General features: G+C 65.5%; 18 protein-coding genes. 7 read left to right on the top strand and 11 right to left on the bottom strand.

Annotation, left to right across the window (positions count from 1 at the left end):
• The first annotated feature begins 665 nt into the window (after positions 1-665).
• Positions 666-1085: a bacteriohemerythrin gene (locus tag GKC30_RS08485; protein WP_155934009.1), complete on the top strand. Its 420-nt coding sequence runs from the start codon at positions 666-668 to the stop codon at positions 1083-1085.
• Positions 1086-1160: 75 nt separating this feature from the next.
• On the opposite strand, the gene GKC30_RS08480 is transcribed toward GKC30_RS08485, so the two are convergent.
• The 3 genes from GKC30_RS08480 to GKC30_RS08470 form a co-directional block, all read right to left on the bottom strand.
• Positions 1161-2498, bottom strand: coding sequence for a deoxyribodipyrimidine photo-lyase (locus tag GKC30_RS08480; RefSeq protein WP_155934007.1), 1338 nt, complete (start codon positions 2496-2498; stop codon positions 1161-1163).
• A 40-nt stretch (positions 2499-2538) separates the two neighbouring features.
• Positions 2539-2928 carry a DUF2784 domain-containing protein gene (locus GKC30_RS08475; RefSeq protein WP_155934005.1) on the bottom strand — a complete coding sequence of 130 codons (390 nt, stop codon included), beginning with the start codon at positions 2926-2928 and terminating at the stop codon, positions 2539-2541.
• An 87-nt stretch (positions 2929-3015) separates the two neighbouring features.
• A complete protein-coding gene (locus GKC30_RS08470) occupies positions 3016-3504 on the bottom strand; it encodes a hypothetical protein (RefSeq protein ID WP_155934003.1) in 489 nt (162 codons plus the stop codon).
• 225 nt (positions 3505-3729) lie between these two features.
• On the opposite strand from GKC30_RS08470, the gene GKC30_RS08465 reads away from it, so the two are divergent.
• Complete coding sequence (locus GKC30_RS08465; RefSeq protein WP_155934065.1) at positions 3730-5121, top strand: class II fumarate hydratase; 1392 nt, start codon at positions 3730-3732, stop codon at positions 5119-5121.
• 158 nt (positions 5122-5279) lie between these two features.
• Here the strand turns inward: GKC30_RS08465 and GKC30_RS08460 are convergent, their stop codons facing one another.
• Positions 5280-6173, bottom strand: coding sequence for a LysR family transcriptional regulator ArgP (locus GKC30_RS08460; RefSeq protein WP_155934001.1), 894 nt, complete (start codon positions 6171-6173; stop codon positions 5280-5282).
• 97 nt (positions 6174-6270) lie between these two features.
• On the opposite strand from GKC30_RS08460, the gene GKC30_RS08455 reads away from it, so the two are divergent.
• The 3 genes from GKC30_RS08455 (at position 6271) to GKC30_RS08445 (ending at position 8087) form a co-directional block, all read left to right on the top strand.
• Positions 6271-6876: a LysE/ArgO family amino acid transporter gene (locus GKC30_RS08455; protein ID WP_155933999.1), complete on the top strand. Its 606-nt coding sequence runs from the start codon at positions 6271-6273 to the stop codon at positions 6874-6876.
• Between the two features lie 172 nt (positions 6877-7048).
• Positions 7049-7522 (top strand): cereblon family protein, encoded by a 474-nt coding sequence (locus tag GKC30_RS08450; RefSeq protein ID WP_155933998.1) that lies wholly within the window; start codon positions 7049-7051, stop codon positions 7520-7522.
• Between the two features lie 112 nt (positions 7523-7634).
• Complete coding sequence (locus tag GKC30_RS08445; RefSeq protein ID WP_155933996.1) at positions 7635-8087, top strand: hypothetical protein; 453 nt, start codon at positions 7635-7637, stop codon at positions 8085-8087.
• Between the two features lie 501 nt (positions 8088-8588).
• Here GKC30_RS08445 and GKC30_RS08440 read toward each other — a convergent pair.
• From GKC30_RS08440 to ilvN, 5 genes are all read right to left on the bottom strand, one after another.
• Positions 8589-9809, bottom strand: coding sequence for an HDOD domain-containing protein (locus tag GKC30_RS08440; RefSeq protein ID WP_155933994.1), 1221 nt, complete (start codon positions 9807-9809; stop codon positions 8589-8591).
• A 22-nt stretch (positions 9810-9831) separates the two neighbouring features.
• Positions 9832-10710 (bottom strand): CheR family methyltransferase, encoded by an 879-nt coding sequence (locus GKC30_RS08435; protein WP_155933992.1) that lies wholly within the window; start codon positions 10708-10710, stop codon positions 9832-9834.
• 208 nt (positions 10711-10918) lie between these two features.
• Positions 10919-12010 (bottom strand): butyrate kinase, encoded by a 1092-nt coding sequence (buk, locus tag GKC30_RS08430; RefSeq protein WP_155933990.1) that lies wholly within the window; start codon positions 12008-12010, stop codon positions 10919-10921.
• 40 nt (positions 12011-12050) lie between these two features.
• Positions 12051-12920: a phosphate acyltransferase gene (locus GKC30_RS08425; RefSeq protein ID WP_155934063.1), complete on the bottom strand. Its 870-nt coding sequence runs from the start codon at positions 12918-12920 to the stop codon at positions 12051-12053.
• Between the two features lie 96 nt (positions 12921-13016).
• Complete coding sequence (ilvN, locus tag GKC30_RS08420; RefSeq protein ID WP_367614043.1) at positions 13017-13496, bottom strand: acetolactate synthase small subunit; 480 nt, start codon at positions 13494-13496, stop codon at positions 13017-13019.
• Positions 13497-13666: 170 nt separating this feature from the next.
• On the opposite strand from ilvN, the gene GKC30_RS08415 reads away from it, so the two are divergent.
• Both GKC30_RS08415 and GKC30_RS08410 read left to right on the top strand, forming a co-directional pair.
• On the top strand, positions 13667-15106 hold the full coding sequence (locus GKC30_RS08415; protein ID WP_367614042.1) for an SLC13 family permease: 1440 nt from the start codon (positions 13667-13669) through the stop codon (positions 15104-15106).
• Between the two features lie 9 nt (positions 15107-15115).
• The gene (locus GKC30_RS08410) at positions 15116-16045 is read left to right on the top strand and encodes a universal stress protein (RefSeq protein ID WP_155933988.1); all 930 of its coding nucleotides are present in this window, start codon (positions 15116-15118) and stop codon (positions 16043-16045) included.
• Between the two features lie 11 nt (positions 16046-16056).
• On the opposite strand, the gene murI is transcribed toward GKC30_RS08410, so the two are convergent.
• The gene (gene murI / locus GKC30_RS08405; protein WP_155933986.1) at positions 16057-16896 is read right to left on the bottom strand and encodes a glutamate racemase; all 840 of its coding nucleotides are present in this window, start codon (positions 16894-16896) and stop codon (positions 16057-16059) included.
• A gap of 164 nt (positions 16897-17060) precedes the next feature.
• Positions 17061-18305: an EAL and HDOD domain-containing protein gene (locus GKC30_RS08400; protein WP_155933984.1), complete on the bottom strand. Its 1245-nt coding sequence runs from the start codon at positions 18303-18305 to the stop codon at positions 17061-17063.
• Positions 18306-18313: the final 8 nt, after the last annotated feature.

The raw sequence follows: 18313 nt of genomic DNA, 5'->3' as shown, positions 1-18313 counted from the left end.
AATAATCACCCAACCGAGGTCCTTTCTGCCGAATAGCCATGCCTTCCTCCTTTGAATGAAGAAAGAATAGCATAATAAATCAAATACTTAAAGAGAAAAAGTGTGGTTGTTGCCGTGCAGAGGTCTCGTACCTTGGGGCCCAAGAAAGACACAAAGTCGTTATGAGAAATGGTGCAGGTGGCCATGTTAACCTCTTTTCTATATATTATAATAGCATAAAGAATAGATGTCGTCAACAATTATTTGAAAGCCGGTGGCTACGACTGAGATTGCAAAGGAGGCCCATTTCCACGTGGCTCGTCCGTGGCTCCATGCGTGTCAAACGTGCTTTTCGTGGCGTTGGTGGCGTTTGCAAACTGCTGAAATCACGTGGGTAAGCGGCCTTCCGTGGTTTTCAGTATACCCTCTCACGCCGGCAACAGGGGTTCAAACCCCCTTGGGGACGCCAAGTAAATACAACGGGTTACAGTTTATGCTGTAGCCCGTTTTTCTTTTGCGTGGACAGGCCTTGAACTTTGATGCCCATGATCTCCGTCTTTTATACTGATCGGGCCGGAATAGGACATGCGCCCGGGTTGCTCTGCCCGCACCGTTCGGGATATGGTGGAATTGGGGGGGGAAGGGTCGGAAGCGGATCGGCCTTGCGGGAACAAGGGAGGGGGGACATGGGGACGAATCAGATTCTCTGGAACGAAGAGGACTCGGTGGGCGTGCCGTCCATTGACGCGCAGCACAAGGAGTTGGTGGCCATAACCAACCGGCTGTTTCTGTCCATCGTCAAAGACGACGCCAGCGCGGCTGTCCTCGGCATACTCGCCGAGCTGACCCGCTATGCGGAACAGCACTTCGCCCATGAGGAGGCTTTGCTCGTGGAGCACGGCTATCCAGGAGATCTGCTCAAGCCCCACATAGCCGAACATGAAAGCCTGACAGCCCAGGTGCACGACTTTCTCCGAAGAGCCAGCCAGGACACCGACATCCTCGACCTTGAAGTGTACGATTTTCTGCGCGACTGGATGACCAAGCACCTCCAGCGCACCGACCGGACCTACGCCGAGTTCCTTTGCGCCCGCGGCGCACGGTAACTCCGACGCCGCATCGCCGGGGCAATCCGGCGTGCCGGGCCGAGCCCCTCGCCGAGGTTGCCACCCGACCATTGACTACCCTCCCCAGCGCTCGATGTATCGGTCCGCGTCGAACTTGCGGCGGCAGCCGCGTTCGTTCATGTAGCGCACCGAGCCAAAGACCGGACGGGTCTTCCAGGGGCGGTCGTGGAGCCCGGCCAGGGACCAGAGCACGCCCACATGGCCGTTGGGATCGCGGCCGTCCAGTTGATAGCGGTCGTTCAGGGCCAGGGCCGTGGCGTGGGCCTCCTCGGGCGAGGACGACCATTCGAGGATCTTCTTGGCCCAGTACATTCGCATGTAGCCGTGCATGAATCCGGTGCGGCGCATCTCGTTCTGGGCCGCGTTCCACAGCGGCGAATGGGTCCGCGCCCCCTCGAACTCCTCCCGGGAGTAGCAATACGGACGCGGATCGGCCCGGTGCTCGTCCAGGGTCTTGAGCGCCCAGACAGGAGCCCCGGCCAGGGTATCGTGATGCGGATTGTGCAGACAGAAGTTGTCCGAGAGCTCTCGCCGGACCACCAGCTCTTCCAGGAACGCGGCCTGCCCCTCGCCCCGGCCCGAGGCAGCAGCGGCCAGGGCGGCCCGCTGGGGCGCGATCTGGCCGAAATGAAAATAGGCCGAGAGGCGGGAGGTGGCCCCTGCATTGGGGTCGTTGCGCCGTTCGGCATAGACGGCCAGCCTGTCGGTCACGAACCGGGCCAGGGCTTCGCGGGCCGCGTCTTCGCCCGCCACGAGATCCACGGGGCTCACGGCAGCGTCCACATCCAGCCCGGCGCGAAGCGCCTCCCAATCCGTGGGTGGCTGGCTCGGGGCGGCCGCTGCCTGCGGCTCAAGAGCCGGGAACTCCTCCAGATATTCTCCGAACAGGCGGTGAATTTTCGGCCGGATGGTCCGGGCCGCGTATTCCTGCTTCGGCGACACCTGCCGGGCCGGGACCACGTTGTGGCCGTCCACTTCCATCAGCGCCACGGGCAGGGCCAGGGCCACGGCCCGCTGCCAGCCCTGCTTGATGCGCAGGGGGTCGAAGTCCGTGACCACGCCGCCCGCGCCGAGTTCGGCAACCAGCCGGGGAATGACCACACCCGGGTCGCCACGGCGCAGAATAAAGGGAATGCCCAGCGCGGCCAGATCCGCCTCCACACGGGCCAGGCCGGAGAGCATGAAATCGTAGTGGCGCAGGGTGGCCCCCGGATAGTCGGGCACCAGACAGAAGCAGACCACCAGGGGATGATCGCGCCCGGCCAGCTCGCGGGCGTGGAGGAGCCCCCAGTTGTCGGCCGTGCGCTGGTCGCGGCTCATCCAGTAGAGGATGGGGCCGGGAACATGTGGCGCGGCATTGAGGCGGTGGATACGGGCGGGATTGACCAGCATGACATCTCCTGTGGTTGGCGCATCCGGCTCCGGGCCGGGGTCAGCCCTTTCGCCAGCGCACCGGCACGAGCCGGATTGAGAGGACCATGAGCCCGAAGAAGGCCGCGTAGATGACGGTGAAGACCTCGGGCGGGGCGTCGAAATAGAAGAAGCGTTCGGCCCAGTGGCTGAGGAAGGATTCGGCGTATTGCCCCTGTCCGGCCGCGGCCCTGAGCTGATTTTCCCAGATGGTCAGCGGGCAGTCCTGGCCCAGCAGGGCCTCGGCCACCACGATGCCCATGGCCGCAAGGTGCGTCCCGCGGAACCAGCGGTTGCCCACAAAACGCCAGCGGGCAATGGCGCCTATCCAGACAACGGCCAGCCCGAGCACGTTATAGGCAGCAAAAAGCACGTGCACGGCCAGGATCAGATCGGCCAGCAGCGGGGTCATGGCGCAGCTCCGTTGACCCGACGGGGTCGGGCATAAACAGGACCGGCGTTGTTCGGCATGGTTCTCCGCCCCTTCCAACGTATCGCGTCACGCCGTCTGGCAGGCGGTTTTCGCAATGCGCAGGATTTCATAATTCATGCGCCCGAGCAGGGTCGCGGCCACGAGCATGAAGAGTATGCCCACGCCAAAGAGCACATGTTCGATCCCAAAGGTGTTGATGACCGTATCCGGCACCTTGACCAGCTCCACGGCCACCTCCATGAACAGGCCCAGCAGCAGGGCTGCCATGCCGTAGATGTGGCACTCGCGGTCGATCATGGCCTCGGACTCCGGGCACCCCTCCTTGTACGCGCCAAAGGCGTTCATCAGGGTGGCGCGCTCCTCCAGGGCCACGCCCCAGGCCACGAGCACGATGCCCACCGCATCCAGGATCTCGCCGATCTCGTCCGCATTGTGAACGGTGTCGGTCAGCAGTTCCCACGATTCCACGGCCACGATGGCGATGAACGCCACAATGGCGAAATTGACGACCAGCAGCCCCTGGCGGGAGATGATGTACCTGAGCAGACGCTTCATGGCGCGTTAACCCTCACGGTGTTGAAGGCAGGTGTTGACGATCGCGGCCCGAGCCCCTCCCAGGCCATCCGCTACCGATAGCGCCAACCGGGGGCCGGGACAACAGGAAATGCAGGGAGAAGGACCGCTGCGCCCCAGGCATTGACACCAGCCGCCCCATGACCCAGAAGGGAGCATGGACCCGCATCAACCGCAAGCCAGGAGGCGGCCGTGAGCGATACCCGGATGGAAAAGGACAGCCTGGGGCCGGTGGCGGTCCCTGCGGACCGGCTGTGGGGGGCGCAGACCCAGCGCGCCCTGACTCTCTTCGCCATCGGCCGCGAGCCCATGCCCGAGGAGATGATCGAGGCCTTCGCCGTTATCAAGAAGGCGTGCGCTCTAACCAACGGAGCGGCCGGACGGCTCGATGCGGAACGGGCCGGGTTGATCGCGCAGGTCTGCGACGAGCTGCTGGCGGGCGAGCACGCGGCCATGTTTCCCCTGCCGGTCTGGATCTCGGGCAGCGGCACCCAATACAACATGAACGTCAACGAGGTCATCGCCAACCGCTGCTCCCAGTTGGCGGGCATCCCCCTGGGCTCGGGCGAGCCGGTCCACCCCAACGACCACGTCAACATGAGCCAGTCCACCAACGACGTGTTTCCCTCGGCCATGAACGTGGCCGCCGCCCTGGCCGTAACCCGGTCCCTGCTGCCCTCGGCCCGGCGCATGACCAGGACCCTGGAGGACAAGGCCCGGACCTGGGCCGATGTGGTCAAGCTCGGGCGCACCCACATGCAGGACGCCACGCCCCTGACCCTGGGCCAGGAGTTTTCGGGCTACGCGGCAATGGTCTGGGACGGCATGGACCGGACGGAGGCAGCCCTGGCAGGGGTGCTGCGCCTGCCGCTTGGCGGCACGGCCGTGGGCACTGGCGTCAACGCGCATCCGGGTTTCGACGCGGCGGCCACGGCCAGGGTGGCCGGGCTGACCGGGCTGGCCTTTGCGCCAGCGCCCAACAAGTTCGCGGCTCAGGGCAGCCACGACGATCTCGTCCATCTCTCGGCAGCCCTCAAGACCCTGGCGGTCTCCCTGCACAAGATCGCCTGCGACATCCGGCTGCTGGGCTCCGGCCCCCGGGCCGGGCTGGGCGAGCTGATTCTCCCGGCCAATGAGCCCGGGTCGTCCATCATGCCCGGCAAGGTCAACCCCACCCAGTGCGAGGCCATGGTCATGGCCTGCCTCCAGGTCATGGCCAACGACACGGCCGTGACCCTGGGCGGCGCGGCCGGAAGCCTGGAGATGAACGCCTGCAAACCGCTGATTGTCCACAATGTCATGAGCTCCATCCGGCTGCTGGCCGATGCCATGGAGAGCTTCTGCGCCCACCTGCTCGACAGCCTTGCGCCGGACCGCGAGCGCATCGCCGCGCACCTTGAGCGCTCCCTGATGCTGGTCACGGCCTTGAGCCCGGCCATTGGCTATGACAAGGCGGCGCGCATCGCCCGCCACGCCCACGATAAGGGGCTGACCCTGCGCGAGGCCGCCCTGGCCCTGAATCTTATGGACGCAGCCGAGTTCGACCGGCTCACGGACCCTGCGCGGATGATCGCGCCCGGAAACGGCCATTCCGCGTGATCACATCGAGCCAAATCGGACACCAGACAGAACAAACAGCCGACTATGCAAAAGCTCAACCCGCTGCATGGATTGGCAAATCAGAAAAAGGTCCCGTGATCGCTTCGGCTCTGTTGCGGCCTTCTTGAAACTGGTTCCCGGGCTTGCGCCCTGGCCGATCAGTCGCCCCTGTCCAGGAGGCTGCGGGCTCCGGCTATCAGGGCCTCGGTAAACCGGCCCAGAATCCCGGCGTCAAAATTCCAGCAGTGCCAGAAGAGGCACACGGTATGGACATGACCGGGCAGCAGGTCCGCCAGTTCGCCGCTGGCTGTGGCCGCGGCCGCCTGCTCGTCGGGCAACAGGCCGCAGGCCCGGCCCGCGCCGATGACCGGCGCAAATCGCTCTGACGAGGGCAGATACCAGGCGGCGTAGCTTGCAGGCTCGCCCCCCAGGGCCTGGCTCAGGAGTGCGGTGTGCATGGCGTCCTTGCGGTTGAAGATGAGCAGCGGCGCCCGCCCCATGGCCTCCCTGGTCACGCCCGCGGGAAACCATTGCTCCCGAAAGGACGGAGTGGCGTAGAGCCGGTAACGCATGACCCCCAGCAGGTGGACCGCGCACCCCTGCACGGGCGTCGCCCGGTCGCTGACGCAGCCCGCCACCTCGCCGTCGCGCAGCAGGGCGTGGGTCCGGGCCTGATCGTCCACCCGCAGGTCCAGGAGCATGGGTTCGCGGTCCAGAAAGGTGTCAAGGGCCGGGAAAAACCAGGTGGCCAGACTGTCCGCGTTGATGCCCACAGCCAGGGTCGGCATACCGCCGCGGCCTCGTCCCAGCCCGGCCCACAGATCGTTCTCCAGATGACGCACCCGACGATGCAGGGCGATAACCTCGCGCCCGGCCTGCGTGGGCCGCGGCGGCGAGGAGCGCACCAGCAACACCCGCCCGGCCGTCTCCTCCAACTGCTTCACCCGTTGGGACACGGCCGACTGGGTCAGCCCCAGGACCCGCCCTGCCCGCTCGAACCCGCCCTCGGCCACCACTGCGGCCAGGGCCTCCACCAACTTGTAGTCCAGCATGGGCGATCATTAGCACAGCTTATGGATGATGAAAACAATGCGTTTCCCTTGTCGCCAGTGCTCGCCTACACCATGCGCAACGGAGGGTATGGCAGACATGTCGGCTTTCATTCAGGGATTCGCCATGGGCGGCGGGCTCATCGTGGCCATCGGGGCGCAAAACGCCTTTGTTTTGACCCAGGCGGTGCGGAGCAACCACATTCTGCCCGTGGTCCTGGTCTGCATCCTGTGCGACGGGGCGCTCCTCGGCCTGGGCGTGTCCGGGGTGGGCACGCTGGTGGCCGCCAGTCCGATTCTGGGCAAGGGGGCCGCCTGGGGCGGCGCCGCCTTTCTGGGCTGGTACGGCCTTGGCTCGTTGCGCTCGGCCATGCGCGGCGGCTCGCTGAACACAGACCGCAAAGCGCCTGCGGGGCTGCGGCGCACCCTGCTCCTGACCCTCGGCGTGACCCTGCTCAACCCCCATGTCTACCTCGACACCGTGGTCCTCATGGGCTCCCTGTCGGGCCGGTTCGAGGGCTCGGGCCGGTATCTCTTCGGCCTGGGCGCGGTCACGGCCTCCACCCTCTGGTTCGCGCTCCTGGGCGCGGGCGGGCGGATGCTCGCCCCCCTCTTTCGCCGTCCGGCCACCTGGCGCGTGCTCGACACCGTGGTCTGCCTGACCATGTGGACCATCGCCGTGGCCCTGATCCGCTCGACCTTGTGACGGCCGCGAGCCCCCTTGCCAAAAGAGAGACATGACACGCTACGTTGGGCCGCAACGCTCTGCCATGGCGCATTCCCTCGCTGGCGTAAAAAATGAGCGCCGGATGTGCCGGTGGCGTGTCCCTTTGGCCCCACCCCTTCATTTTCCCGCCTAAGTGGCGTATGCTAAGAGTATGCACCTGCGGCAAGACACTGGCACCCCCGGCCTCCCGCCCGGCCCAAGGCCGGCCCTGTTCAAGGAGGCGCCGGGGGCCGCGGACCGGAATGACACCATCCCGGCAGCCCCGGACAACGCGCCGGGCAACGAGACCCTCCCGGACCCGGCCCGGCCCGCGCTGGCCTGCCGCGTCTGCCGCACAGTGGTCACGGCCCGGCAACTGGCCGTGACCGTGGGCGGCGCCCACCGTCATGTGTTCTTCAATCCCCACGGCCATGTCTTCGAGATCGGCTGCTTTGCCTCGGCCCGTAACATCCTGCCCTCCGGCCCGCCCACGGCCGAGTTCTCCTGGTTTGCCGGATACGCATGGCAGGCCGTGCTCTGCGCCGGGTGCGCCGGGATGCTCGGCTGGCGCTTCACCGGCCAGGACCCCGCCTTCTTCGGCCTGATCCTGCCCGCCCTTGTGGAGGTGGAAGAACCAAGAGCCTGACCTGCAAAGACGTTTTTTCCGGCCCGACCTGTTGCATTGGGCCGCGAAAATGGGCTAGCCTTGACGGCAACAGGCGAAGCAGACCACCAACCGCAACGCGAAAGCAGGTCACATGTCCACACGCAAACTCCGCGCCATCTACAAACAACTTACCGACAGCATTGATCAGTCCAAAGACAAGGCCCTGTTCGAGGTCAAGGAGCTCAAGGAAGACCTCAACGAACTGCAACGATATCTTTCCGGACGCAAAAAAACCACGGACCTCCAGCCGGACGACATCCTGCGCTCGGCCTATGAGATTTCCAGCCGTCTGCGCGAGATGGACGAGCGCCGCGCCGTGCTGGCCGGACTGGAGTGCGTGGCCGCCGAGTCCGAGGCCCTGGAGTATCTCGGCTCACGGGGAGCCAGGCTGCTGACCCGCCCGGCTGGCTGGCACTTCCAGACCTCGACGGAACGGTTTCTCCTCCACGAAAACGACCCGGTGGAAGCCGCCGCCCAACTGCGCAAACTCCTGGCCGCAGGCAAGCGGCTCAAGCGCCCGGCCAAAAAGAAAAACTCCGCCTGACCCGCCTGATCCCGGCACCGACGCCTTTCACCCAAGCGTCATCCCGCCTTCGTCAAACCGTCACCCGCGTCTGGTCCTCTGGAACAAAGAAGGAGGCCCGTCATGTGCAACGCCATCCCTTTGGCCGCGCTGCTACTGACCCTGGCGGCCGCGCTGACCCTGCTGCGCCTCGCCCGCCCCGGCTCCCCCAACGCCGACCTAGTGACCGAGTCCCTCGCCTCCCTTGAAGGCGGGCCGGATGCGCCCAGCCTCGCCCGGAACGGACATGCCGGGCGGAAAGACCGTAAGCGCAGCCCTCGCCCGCCTGCCTCGCGCCGCATTCTCCTGCCGCGTCCTCTCCGCCCGTCGGGCGGTCTTTGACAGCGTCCCGCTCCTCGCCATGCCCCCCCGCAAGCTTCGCGAAAGAGCATCGGCAACAACGCGGGGAAATGAATACGGGATAAGAACGCCCACCCGGTCTGGGAGGCGTCCGGCCAGGGGGCCAGGGGACGGCCGAGGGGCCTAAAAGAACGCTTCCATGATGTTGTCGATCTGCTCGCAGTACTTGTCTGCGGCCGAAACGAGCACGTCCCGGGCATCAAGCCCGAGCAGCTCCCAGACGCGCTCATCCACGCCCGGAACCACGTACATGCCGCCCTGGGCGATTTCCACCGCGTTGGTCAGGCAGTCGGCCACATGAATGATTGCCGGCTCCAGCGGATTGGGGTGGTCCATGGGGTCGTGGTGGTAGTTGATCATGGCCGAAAGCTCCTCGGGAAACTTCCAGGCCGCGAGCAGCGGACGGCTGATGTCGGTGTGGGTGAAGTCCAGGACCGCTCGCTCGGCCTCCACCAGGGGAATGGAGTTTTCGCGGGCAAAGAGCATGGCCTCGGTGGAGGCGTAAGGCAGCTTCTTGAACAGGATCAGCCGCCCCACGTCGTGGAGCAGTCCGGCGATGAAGCAGCGCTCGGGCGAGAGTCCGGTCTGGGTTCCGGCCAGAATCTTGGCAAAGATGCCGCAGGTGATGGAGTGTCGCCAGAAGCTGCGCATGTCCACCAACTCCGGCGGAATATCCCTGAAATAATTGATGGCCGAGATGCCCAGCGCGAGGATGGACAGTTCCTTGGCTCCCACCAGGGCCACGGCCCGGCTGATGGAGTCCAGAGGTTGGGACAGCCCGTAGAGCGGACTGTTGACCAGCTTGATGAGCTTGGCCGAAAGGCTCATGTCCGTGCCCACCACCTTGGCGATGCGCTCGGCCGAGGCGCTTTCGTCTTCCAGCACCTGCCGGATGCGGAAATAGATGTCGGGAAAGCTCGCCAGCTCGGTTTCGTGGCGAACGATGGTCTCCGGGGTGCCCAGCCCCCGCAGGAAGAGATCGTGCATATGCTCCACGTTGGCGGCCCGGCGGGTGTTGCTGTCGGGCAGCTCCCACCCCTGCGACACGGCCGCGGCCGTCATCTCCAGCGCCAAGTGAAACATGGCGACGATGGGCGGCGAGTCGGGATTGGCGTAGAGAAAGAAATCGCGGACATATCCCTCTATTTCGCGGAGTTTTTCCGGCCCCAGGGTCTGGGGGCCGGGCTTCACCTCGGCCCCTGTCACGCCAGCGCGGCGCAAAAGCTCCACATGGCGCTCTTCCAACTGGGTGCCGGACCGAAAGAGCAGCCTTCCGTCACGGGACATCAGGTCACAGGCCAGAACCATGCCTGCGGTCAGTTGATCAAGGGGTGTGATAGCCAACGCTTCCTCCGATTCGGCCAGGCTAGCCTTCCTTCAAATACGCAATGGTCCCGGGATGGTAGACCGGCTTGAACGACGACGAGACCTTGTGCAGCGTCTCGGAGTGGCCAAGCATCAGATACCCGCCGGGCAGAAGGTTGTCATAGAACGCGCTGACCACCTTCCTCTTCATGGCGTCGTCAAAATAGATTACCACATTACGGCAGAAAACGATATGCGAGCGCGGCACCCGTTTCAGGGCCAGGGGGTCGTTGAGGTTCATCTCATGGAAGGCGACGAGCCGGGCCACCTCGGGCTTGATCCTCCAGCCGCCGGGGTCTTTGGTGAAGTAGCGCTGCCGGATGTCGTCGGGCGTGGTCTTGAAGGCATAGTCACCGTACACGCCCTCTTTCGCCCGCTCGATCATGGCCCGGGAGAGGTCCACGGCGGTGATGGCGATGCGCCAGCGCGGCAGCTCGGCGCGCAGGGTCTCGTGCAAAAGAATGGACAGGGTGTAGGGCTCCTCGCCCGACGAGCAGCCTGCGGACCAGATGTTCAACTCCAGCCGCCCGGCCTTGCGCTGACGGTCCAGCGCTTCCTTGAGCACCTTGTCCTGAAAGGCTTCCAGCTGCTTGCCGTCGCGGCAGAAGCTCGTCTCGTTGGTGGTCACCAGCTCGAAGAGACGGGCCAGTTCCTCGTTCTTGCGGCTGTCGAACTTGAGGTACTTGATATAGTCGGCAAAGCCGGGCAGCCCCAACTCGGCCAATCGCTTGGAAAAACGGCTCTCAAAGAGATATTTGCGCTTGATGTCCACATAGATGCCGCACTTCTCGTAGATGAAGTCGCGCAACTGCACAAACTCGGCGTCCGTGATGCCGACGCTGGTTCGCAGGGAGATGGTGTTGGAAAAAAGCGATCCCATTCTCTTGCTGTCCTTGCTGCCTGGAGTGGATCGTCCGGCCCGGACAACCCTGGGGGGAACCTAGGGAACACCGCCGGGCGTGGCAATTATATTCAGCCCTCCGGCGACAGAGGGCTCGCGCTCCCGAGATCATGGGCCGTCCTCTTCGGTAGCAGGCCGGGCAGGCCCGGTCAACGGATAAGGCCGAAGGATTTCCGGCCTCTGGACCTCACGGCCGGGATGCGTCGTAGTCCTTGGCCTGTTCCTCGCCGCGCAGCACCCGGCCCACTCCGGAAGCCAGGGCAGCCATTTCCTCGTCGCCAGTGACCACCTCCACTGGCCCGAGATAGCCGACCATCCGCTTGATTTCATTGACAAGGCGATCACTTCTGGCCAGGCCGCCCGTGAGCACCACTGCCGCCACCGCGACCCGGCCGGAACCATCGGCCAGAACCGGGGCCAGCGAGCCGATGTACCGGGACACGCCGTAGGCCAGGGCGTGGAAAACCATTGAGGCCGGCTCGTCCCCTTGGTCCATGCGGGCGAGCACCTCGCGCAGGTCGTTGGTCCCCAGGTGGGCAAAGAGCCCGCCTTCGCGCTGGATCATGCGCCGAAACTCCGCCGGAGTGCCCTCGCCACGCTCGATCCGCTCCAGCAGAGGCACCAGGGGCAGGCCGCCCGTGCGCTCGGGCGAGAAAGGTCCCTCGCCGTCCAGGGCGTTGACCACCTCCACCACCCGGCCGCGCCGATGGGCGCCGATGGAGATGCCCCCGCCCATGTGGCAGACGATGAAATCCGCCTCATCATACCCCGCTCCCTGCCGGGCCGCTGCCGTGCGGGCCGCGCCGCGCTGGCTCAAGGCATGGAACAGACTGCGGCGGCGGATTCCGGGCAGTCCGGTGAACCGGGCAACCTCGGCCAGCTCGTCCGTGACCACCGGGTCGACGATGTACGCCTCCACCCCGGCCCTGTCCGCCAGCTCACGGGCCAGAGGCGCTCCCAGGTTGCAGGCATGCTCCCCGTGGCGGGCTGATTCCAAATCGATAAGCATTTCGTCAGACACAATGTAAACACCCCCTTCCAGGGGACGCAGCAGGCCGCCGCGTCCGGCAACACCGTCCAGGTCTGCGGGGTCTGTTTTCCATTCGCCGAGCACGGCCTCCACCGCGGCCAGACGGTACCGGAATTGATCGGCGACGCGGGCGAAACGGGCTATCTCGGCCTTGTGGTGGCGCAGCTCCCTGACAAGGACGGGGCGATCGTCCTCGTACAGGGCGAGTCGGGTGGAAGTGGAGCCGGGGTTGATGACAAACACGCGCATGGCGTCTCCTGCGGGCGCTTTGGCCGGGGTTGCGGGCCGCCTAGCCGCAGCCGCGCAGGGCGAGCAGGCTGGCCAGGGCTATGGAGTGGAATTTGCTTGCGTTGGAGTCGCCGCGGGAGGGGACCACCACGGGGACCCGGCTGCCGACCACAACGGCGGCCATGACCCGTGCGCTGAACACGGACAGGCATTTGTAAAGGATGTTGCCCGCCTCGATGTCCGGCGTCACCAGGATGTCGGCGCATCCGGCCACCGGCCCTTCGTATCGCTTGCAGGCCGCGATCTCGGCGGACACGGCCAGGTCCAGGGAAAGCGGCCCGGACACCACTGCGTCGCCGAATTCGCCACGGGCCGCCATCTTGGTCAGGATGTCGCCGTCCAGGGTGGCGGGCATGGCCGGGTAGTTGACCTTCTCGGTGGCCGCCAGGATGGCCGCACGGGGCGCGGCCATGCCCAGGCAGCGGGCCACGTCCAGGGCGTTTCGCAGAATGTCCGCCTTGCGCTGCAGCGTGGGGCTGATGTTCACACCCGGATCGGTCATGAGCATGAGCCGCCCGTCCAGGGGCGACTCGAAAACCGAAACATGGCTGAGGATGCGCGAAGGATGCGGTACGCCGGTCTCCTTGTCGAGCACGGCCTTGAGCAGCGTGGCGGTGGAGACCAGCCCCTTCATTATCAACTGGGCCTCGCCCTGGCGAAAGAGACGGACAGCCTCGGCCACGGCCCCCTGGTCGTCGGCCATTTCGATGGCCCGGAACCGGGAGATGTCCAGCCCGCGCTCGTCGGCGATGCGCCGGGTCGCGTCCATATCGCCGATGAGAATGGGCTCCGCGATGCCCTTTTCAAAGGCCTCGATGCCCGCCCTGAGCACGAATCCCTCGGCCGAACGGGCGATGGCCACGCGGGGCATGGGCACGCCCGGCCCTCGGGCCAGGGCAGCCCGCACCAGCCCGTCGAGACTGGTCACCGGCTCCTGGCTGGGGATCACGGCGCAGGCGGCCACGGGCTACTCGTCCCCGCGCTTGAGGGCGATCATGCCCGAACGGCACAGGGACTTGATGCCATAAGGCTTGAGCATGTGGATGAGTCCCTCCACCCGGCCCTGGTCTCCGGCCATTTCCACGGTGATGGTCTCACGCCCCATGCCCACCACGCTGGCCCGGAAGACCTCAAAGACCTGCATCAGCTGGGCGGTGCGGGCCGGGTCCATCTCCACCTTGACCAGCACCAGCTCGCGGTCCACAAAGTCGTTGCGCGAGAGGTCGTCCACCTGGATGATGGTGTCCAGGGCCTCAAGGTGTCGGGTGATGGCGTCAATGGCCGCGTCGTCTCCCTCAATGCAGGCCACGATGCGGGAGACCTCGGGGTTTTCGGTCTCCCCGGCGGCCAGGGAAAGGATGTTGGCCGCATACCGGCCAAACTCTCCGGCCATCTTGGCCAGTACGCCGGGCTCGTTGCGAGCCAGGGCGGATATGGTGCGCTTCACGGGCGCCTCCTGGGCTTCCGACTAAAGGTTGTGGTCGGCGCGAACACGCCGGGCAGTTGAATTTACCCCAACCGGGCAGAAATGAAAAGACGCCTCCCGGAACGGACGGTATCCAAAATCCCTTGCCAGGACTGGCGACAACCCGCGAACTCGTGTATGTTCATCCTATCGTGATACATTTTCTTCGCGAGAAACGCTGGTTTCTCATCACCCTGGCCATCCAGGCCGTCATGCTTGTGGCACCCGTGCCCGAGGGGGTCTCCCCCGAGGGGTGGAGGGTGTTGATCATGACCGCCGGGGCCACGATCCTTTTCGTGACCGAGCCCATCCCCCTGCCCGCCGTGGCCCTGCTCATCATCCTGGGTCAGGTCTTTCTGCTCGGGCTGGATTCGTCCCTGGTGGCCAGCTCGCTGATGAAGGACTCGGTCCTGTTCATCATGGGTTCCCTCATGCTGGCCGTGGCCCTGGTCAAACAGAAACTGGACAAGCGGCTGGCGCTGCTCATCGTCAGTATTACAGGTTCGAATACATACAACATAGCGTTTGGTATTTCGATCTTTTCGGGTCTGCTCGCCTCGTTCATCGGCGAGCACACGGTGGCGGCCATGATGCTGCCCGTGGCCCTCTCCCTGCTCCAATTGGCCACGGACGACGAAAACCGGCGGCGCGCCCTGGCCGTGCTGCTGCTCTTCTCCATCTCCTATGCCTGCGCCATGGCCGGCATCGGCACCCCCTCGGGCGGGGCGCGCAACGCCATCATGATCGACTACCTGCGCGACTTCTTCTACTCGGCCGACGATCCGGCCACCCACCAGTTCCGGGTCAGCTATTTCAAGTGGATGGTCTACGCCTACCCGGTCTTTCTGATCCAGTTGCCGCTGATGCACCTGATCCTGCGCCGCACCTTCAGGACCGAGATCACCGACCTCGGACCGGCCGTGGAGCAGCTCAAGGCCCAGGTGCGGAGCGAGGGAGGGCTGACAGGCCGTCATTACCTGGCCATCGCCCTGTTCCTGTTCACCCTGATCGGGTGGGTGGGATTCTCGTCCAAGGTGGGCATGGGCACCGTCGCCATCCTCGGGGCCACCCTGTTCCTGGTCACAGGGCTGGTCCGGTGGCAGGACATCAATACCGGCGTCAACTGGGGCGTTGTCCTGCTCTATGCGGCGGCCATCTCCCTTGGCGTCCAGATGCGCGATACCGGGGCCGCGGCCTGGGTGGCCGGGCTGTTCATGAACGGGCTGGCCCCCCTGGGCATGGACCGGGGCATCGGGCTCCTGGCCGCGGTCATGCTCCTGACCACCCTGCTGACCAACACCATGAGCAACGGCGCGGCCGTAGCCGTGCTCGGCCCCATCGTCCTCTCCATCGCCATGGGCACGGGCAGCAACCCCCTGGCCGTGGGCATGGTCACGGCCATGTCCAGCGCCTTTGCCTACTTCACGGTCATCGGCACCCCGGCCTCCACCATTGTCCACTCCTCGGGATACCTGCGCCCGTCGGACTTCATGAAGGTGGGCTGGCGCATGGCCCTGATGTCCTTTGCCGTCATGCTCCTCGCCTCGAAACTTTACTGGCCGCTGGTCGGGCTGCCCCTGGTCAGACCCTAAGGAGACAAGATGACCCACCAAGAGACGCCCATGCGGATTCTCATAGGCATAGGCGGCGGGCCAGAGGCCTTCACCGGGCTGAAGTTCGCGGCCCGCATGAGCGGCCAGAACTGCCCCAGCATCGAGCTGCTCTATGTCCGCCCCCAGGACAGCGGTCTGACTTCGGGCGGCATGGAGGTGCGCGTGGCCCGCGAAAACATCCTGGACTGGGGCCTTGAGCTGCCCGGCATGGCCGCCCTGCGCAAGGGCGGCGAGATCCTGCGCGAACTGGGCGCCATCAAGGGCGGGTCCGAGTGGCGCCATGTGCAGACCGGGGGCGATCCCGCCGGAGAGTATGTGCGCGAATACCAGGGCTCCTGCGGCGGCACGGTGGTCCTCAAGCTGCGCACCAGCTGCGACGTGACCTCCACCCTGGTGGACGAGGCCGAACGCTTTGACGCCGATCTGGTCATCGTGGGCGGCTCGCCCGACCCGGTGGAAGGGCTGCGCCGCTATCTGGCTCCCAAATCCCTGGCCCTGAACGTGGCCGCCCACTGCAAGCGCTCGGTCATCGTGGCCCGCCACCTGGAGCCGGGACACGGGCATCTGGTCTGTGTGCAGGAGACCGAGCGCTCCAAAGCCATGCTTGGCAGGGCGGTCCGCTATGCCCGAGCCTGCGACTGCCCGGTCTCCCTGCTTTCTGTGGCCCCGAACCAGACCGGACAGGAGAGCGCACGCCGCGCCGTGGACGAGGCAGACGCCTTTTTCCGGCACAACGGAGTGGTGCCGCATGAACTGCTGGTGGAGACGGGCGACCCGGCGGAAATCATCACCGAGCTGGGGTACGACTTTTCCCTGATCGTCATGGCCGAGTCGGCCAAGCCGTGGTTTGCCAAGACTTTCAGCGTGGCCCACGAGGTGGCGGCCAGGGCCAGGAACTCGGTGCTCATCGTCAAATAAACGGAAAGATTCTACAAATCCACAAGCTCCACCTGGCCCTCGGTGATGGGTGTGCCCAGGAACCGCGTCCCTGTTCGCGCAAACCGGGCCGCGTCGTCCGTGGTCAGGTATGCGGTCTCGCCGCAGCCCGCGCCCGGTCTGCCAAGATTCAGGCGGGCCAGCTCGGCGTACACGGTCTCGGCCGTGGTGGCAGCGGAATCCACAATGACCACGGACGGGTCAAGCACCGACCGGATGGCCGGAGCCAGCAGGGGAAAATGGGTACAGCCCAGGACAAGGGTATCCGGCGCCACCGGGCTTTCCGTGCCCGAAGCGGGATGGAAGAGGGGATGCAGATACCTTGCGGCCACACCCTCGGCCACGGCCCCCTCGGTCCACCCCTCTTCGGCCAGGGCAACGAAGAGCTGGCAGGCATGGCCCAGGATGCGGGCCTTTGGTTCAATGGCGTGGATGGCCCGCTGGTACGCCCCGCCCGCAATGGTGGACTCGGTGGCGATGACGCCGATGGCCAGGTTGCGGGTGGCCCGACAGGCCGCCTGGGCCCCGGGTTCCACCACCCCGATGACCGGGATGCCGGGATACGCCTCCCGCAACGGGCCGATGGCCACGGCAGAGGCCGTGTTGCAGGCCACCACCAGCAGCTTGATCTCCCGGCGCACCAGCTCGGCCGCGCATTGCACGGCATACCGGGCCACGGTCTGGGGCGACTTGGTTCCGTAAGGCAGCCGGGCGGTGTCGCCCAGGTAGATCACATCCTCGCAGGCCATGCGCTGGCGCAGGGCGCGCAGCACGGTCAGCCCGCCCACCCCTGAGTCAAACATGCCTATGGGCAGTCTTGCCGCATTGTCCATCGATTCTGGCTCCTTGCCGGACCTTCGGGTCACGCGCCCGAAGAGCCCAACACATTTTCCAGAAAAAGTCTAAAGGGATTTGCAAAGGTCTGGACAAAACGCCCGTCCAGAGAACCGACGGCCAGGAATGGCAGGTGTGCCCTCCTCCGACCCGTGTCGGCCCCCTATCCGCCGCCGACCACCTTTTGCGCCCAGTAGCGGGACCGGGCATAGAGCCGGTCCACCTGGCTGACGGTCAGGCCGAGACGGTTGACGCGACGGGTGGTGTCTGCCCAGTGGCCGCGCTCGTAGCTGTGGGCAAGGGAGAGCAGGTCGTGGATTTCGCCCTGGCCGGAAAGGCCCATGACGATCTCCTCGTCCAGAGGCAGGCCCGTGAGAATGTCGCCCATACGCACCCCAAGCATGGCATCGAGCAGGGAAAAGAGACCCGCAAGAAACAGGGCGTCGGGCCGACACATCTCCTGGCCCGCCTCGGAGCAGAGCGCTTCGAGAAACTTGGCCCGCTGCACGGCCATGACCGCCAGCTCGCCCGCTCTGGGCGAGGGGTTCATATCGGCCAGGACAACGGCACCGAGCCACTGCCGGGCCTGGACCATGCCCATCATGTCTATGGCCCGCTTCAGGGAGGTGACCTTCTCGCGCAGCCCGAACCCGACCGAGTTGATGTAGCGGAAGAGGCGGTAGCTCAGGTTGGGGTCGGATTCGAGAATCTGCCCCAGCCGCCGGGGCTCGAAATCCATGCCCGAGAGCTCGGCCAGGAGCTGGAGCCGGGTGGTTTCCAGGGCCGAAAGCTTGCGGCCGGACAGGACCTGGGGACGGCTGAAGAAAAAGCCCTGGAACAGGGAGAATCCCATCCCGGCCAGGGTGCGGAACGTGACATCGTCCTCCACCTTTTCTGCCAGAAGACTGAAGCCGCCCCCGGCCACGCCCTCCAAGGCGCCCCGAATGCGGGCCGGATCACTGTCCAGAGCCAGTATGTCGATCTTGAGGATGTCCGCCAGCTCCAGAAAGGGACGCAACTGCGGCTGGCCAAAGTAGTCGTCCACGGCAATGGAGTATCCCGCTTCCTTGAGCCTGCGCACGGCCGCCAGGGCCTCCCTTGAGGGTGTGACGTGCTCCAGCACCTCCACCACGCACCGCTCGGGAGGCAGGGCAAAGCCCGCGCCGTCGATGAGCATCTGCTCCGGGAAATTGATCAGGAAACGGGCGGAGTCGGCCACCCCCTCCATGGCCATGCTCATGCCGTCGGCAATGACCGCCGAGGTGGCCATGGCGTCATCCTGGACCACAGCCAGGTTCTCCTGCCCGGAGCGAAAAAGCAGCTCGTAGCCCCAGACCGACTCGTCGGCCCTGAACACGGGCTGACGGGCCACGAACATCGACTCGTAAGCGTACCCTTCGTCGATCATGCAGGCCC

It is taken from the genome of Pseudodesulfovibrio alkaliphilus (assembly GCF_009729555.1).
GTDB lineage: Bacteria > Desulfobacterota > Desulfovibrionia > Desulfovibrionales > Desulfovibrionaceae > Pseudodesulfovibrio > Pseudodesulfovibrio alkaliphilus.
Note: the sequence above shows the minus strand (reverse complement) of the source record. Positions and strands in the feature narration are given on the sequence as shown.

Bases quoted from the DNA above. Each gene is read 5' to 3' on its own strand.
- GKC30_RS08485 (WP_155934009.1), top strand. From the start codon at position 666: ATGGGGACGAATCAGATTCTCTGGAACGAAGAGGACTCGGTGGGCGTG.
- GKC30_RS08480 (WP_155934007.1), bottom strand. From the start codon at position 2,498: ATGCTGGTCAATCCCGCCCGTATCCACCGCCTCAATGCCGCGCCACAT.
- GKC30_RS08475 (WP_155934005.1), bottom strand. From the start codon at position 2,928: ATGACCCCGCTGCTGGCCGATCTGATCCTGGCCGTGCACGTGCTTTTT.
- GKC30_RS08470 (WP_155934003.1), bottom strand. From the start codon at position 3,504: ATGAAGCGTCTGCTCAGGTACATCATCTCCCGCCAGGGGCTGCTGGTC.
- GKC30_RS08465 (WP_155934065.1), top strand. From the start codon at position 3,730: ATGGAAAAGGACAGCCTGGGGCCGGTGGCGGTCCCTGCGGACCGGCTG.
- GKC30_RS08460 (WP_155934001.1), bottom strand. From the start codon at position 6,173: ATGCTGGACTACAAGTTGGTGGAGGCCCTGGCCGCAGTGGTGGCCGAG.
- GKC30_RS08455 (WP_155933999.1), top strand. From the start codon at position 6,271: ATGTCGGCTTTCATTCAGGGATTCGCCATGGGCGGCGGGCTCATCGTG.
- GKC30_RS08450 (WP_155933998.1), top strand. From the start codon at position 7,049: ATGCACCTGCGGCAAGACACTGGCACCCCCGGCCTCCCGCCCGGCCCA.
- GKC30_RS08445 (WP_155933996.1), top strand. From the start codon at position 7,635: ATGTCCACACGCAAACTCCGCGCCATCTACAAACAACTTACCGACAGC.
- GKC30_RS08435 (WP_155933992.1), bottom strand. From the start codon at position 10,710: ATGGGATCGCTTTTTTCCAACACCATCTCCCTGCGAACCAGCGTCGGC.
- buk (WP_155933990.1), bottom strand. From the start codon at position 12,010: ATGCGCGTGTTTGTCATCAACCCCGGCTCCACTTCCACCCGACTCGCC.
- GKC30_RS08425 (WP_155934063.1), bottom strand. From the start codon at position 12,920: ATGCCCCGCGTGGCCATCGCCCGTTCGGCCGAGGGATTCGTGCTCAGG.
- GKC30_RS08410 (WP_155933988.1), top strand. From the start codon at position 15,116: ATGACCCACCAAGAGACGCCCATGCGGATTCTCATAGGCATAGGCGGC.
- murI (WP_155933986.1), bottom strand. From the start codon at position 16,896: ATGGACAATGCGGCAAGACTGCCCATAGGCATGTTTGACTCAGGGGTG.
- GKC30_RS08400 (WP_155933984.1), bottom strand. From the start codon at position 18,305: ATGATCGACGAAGGGTACGCTTACGAGTCGATGTTCGTGGCCCGTCAG.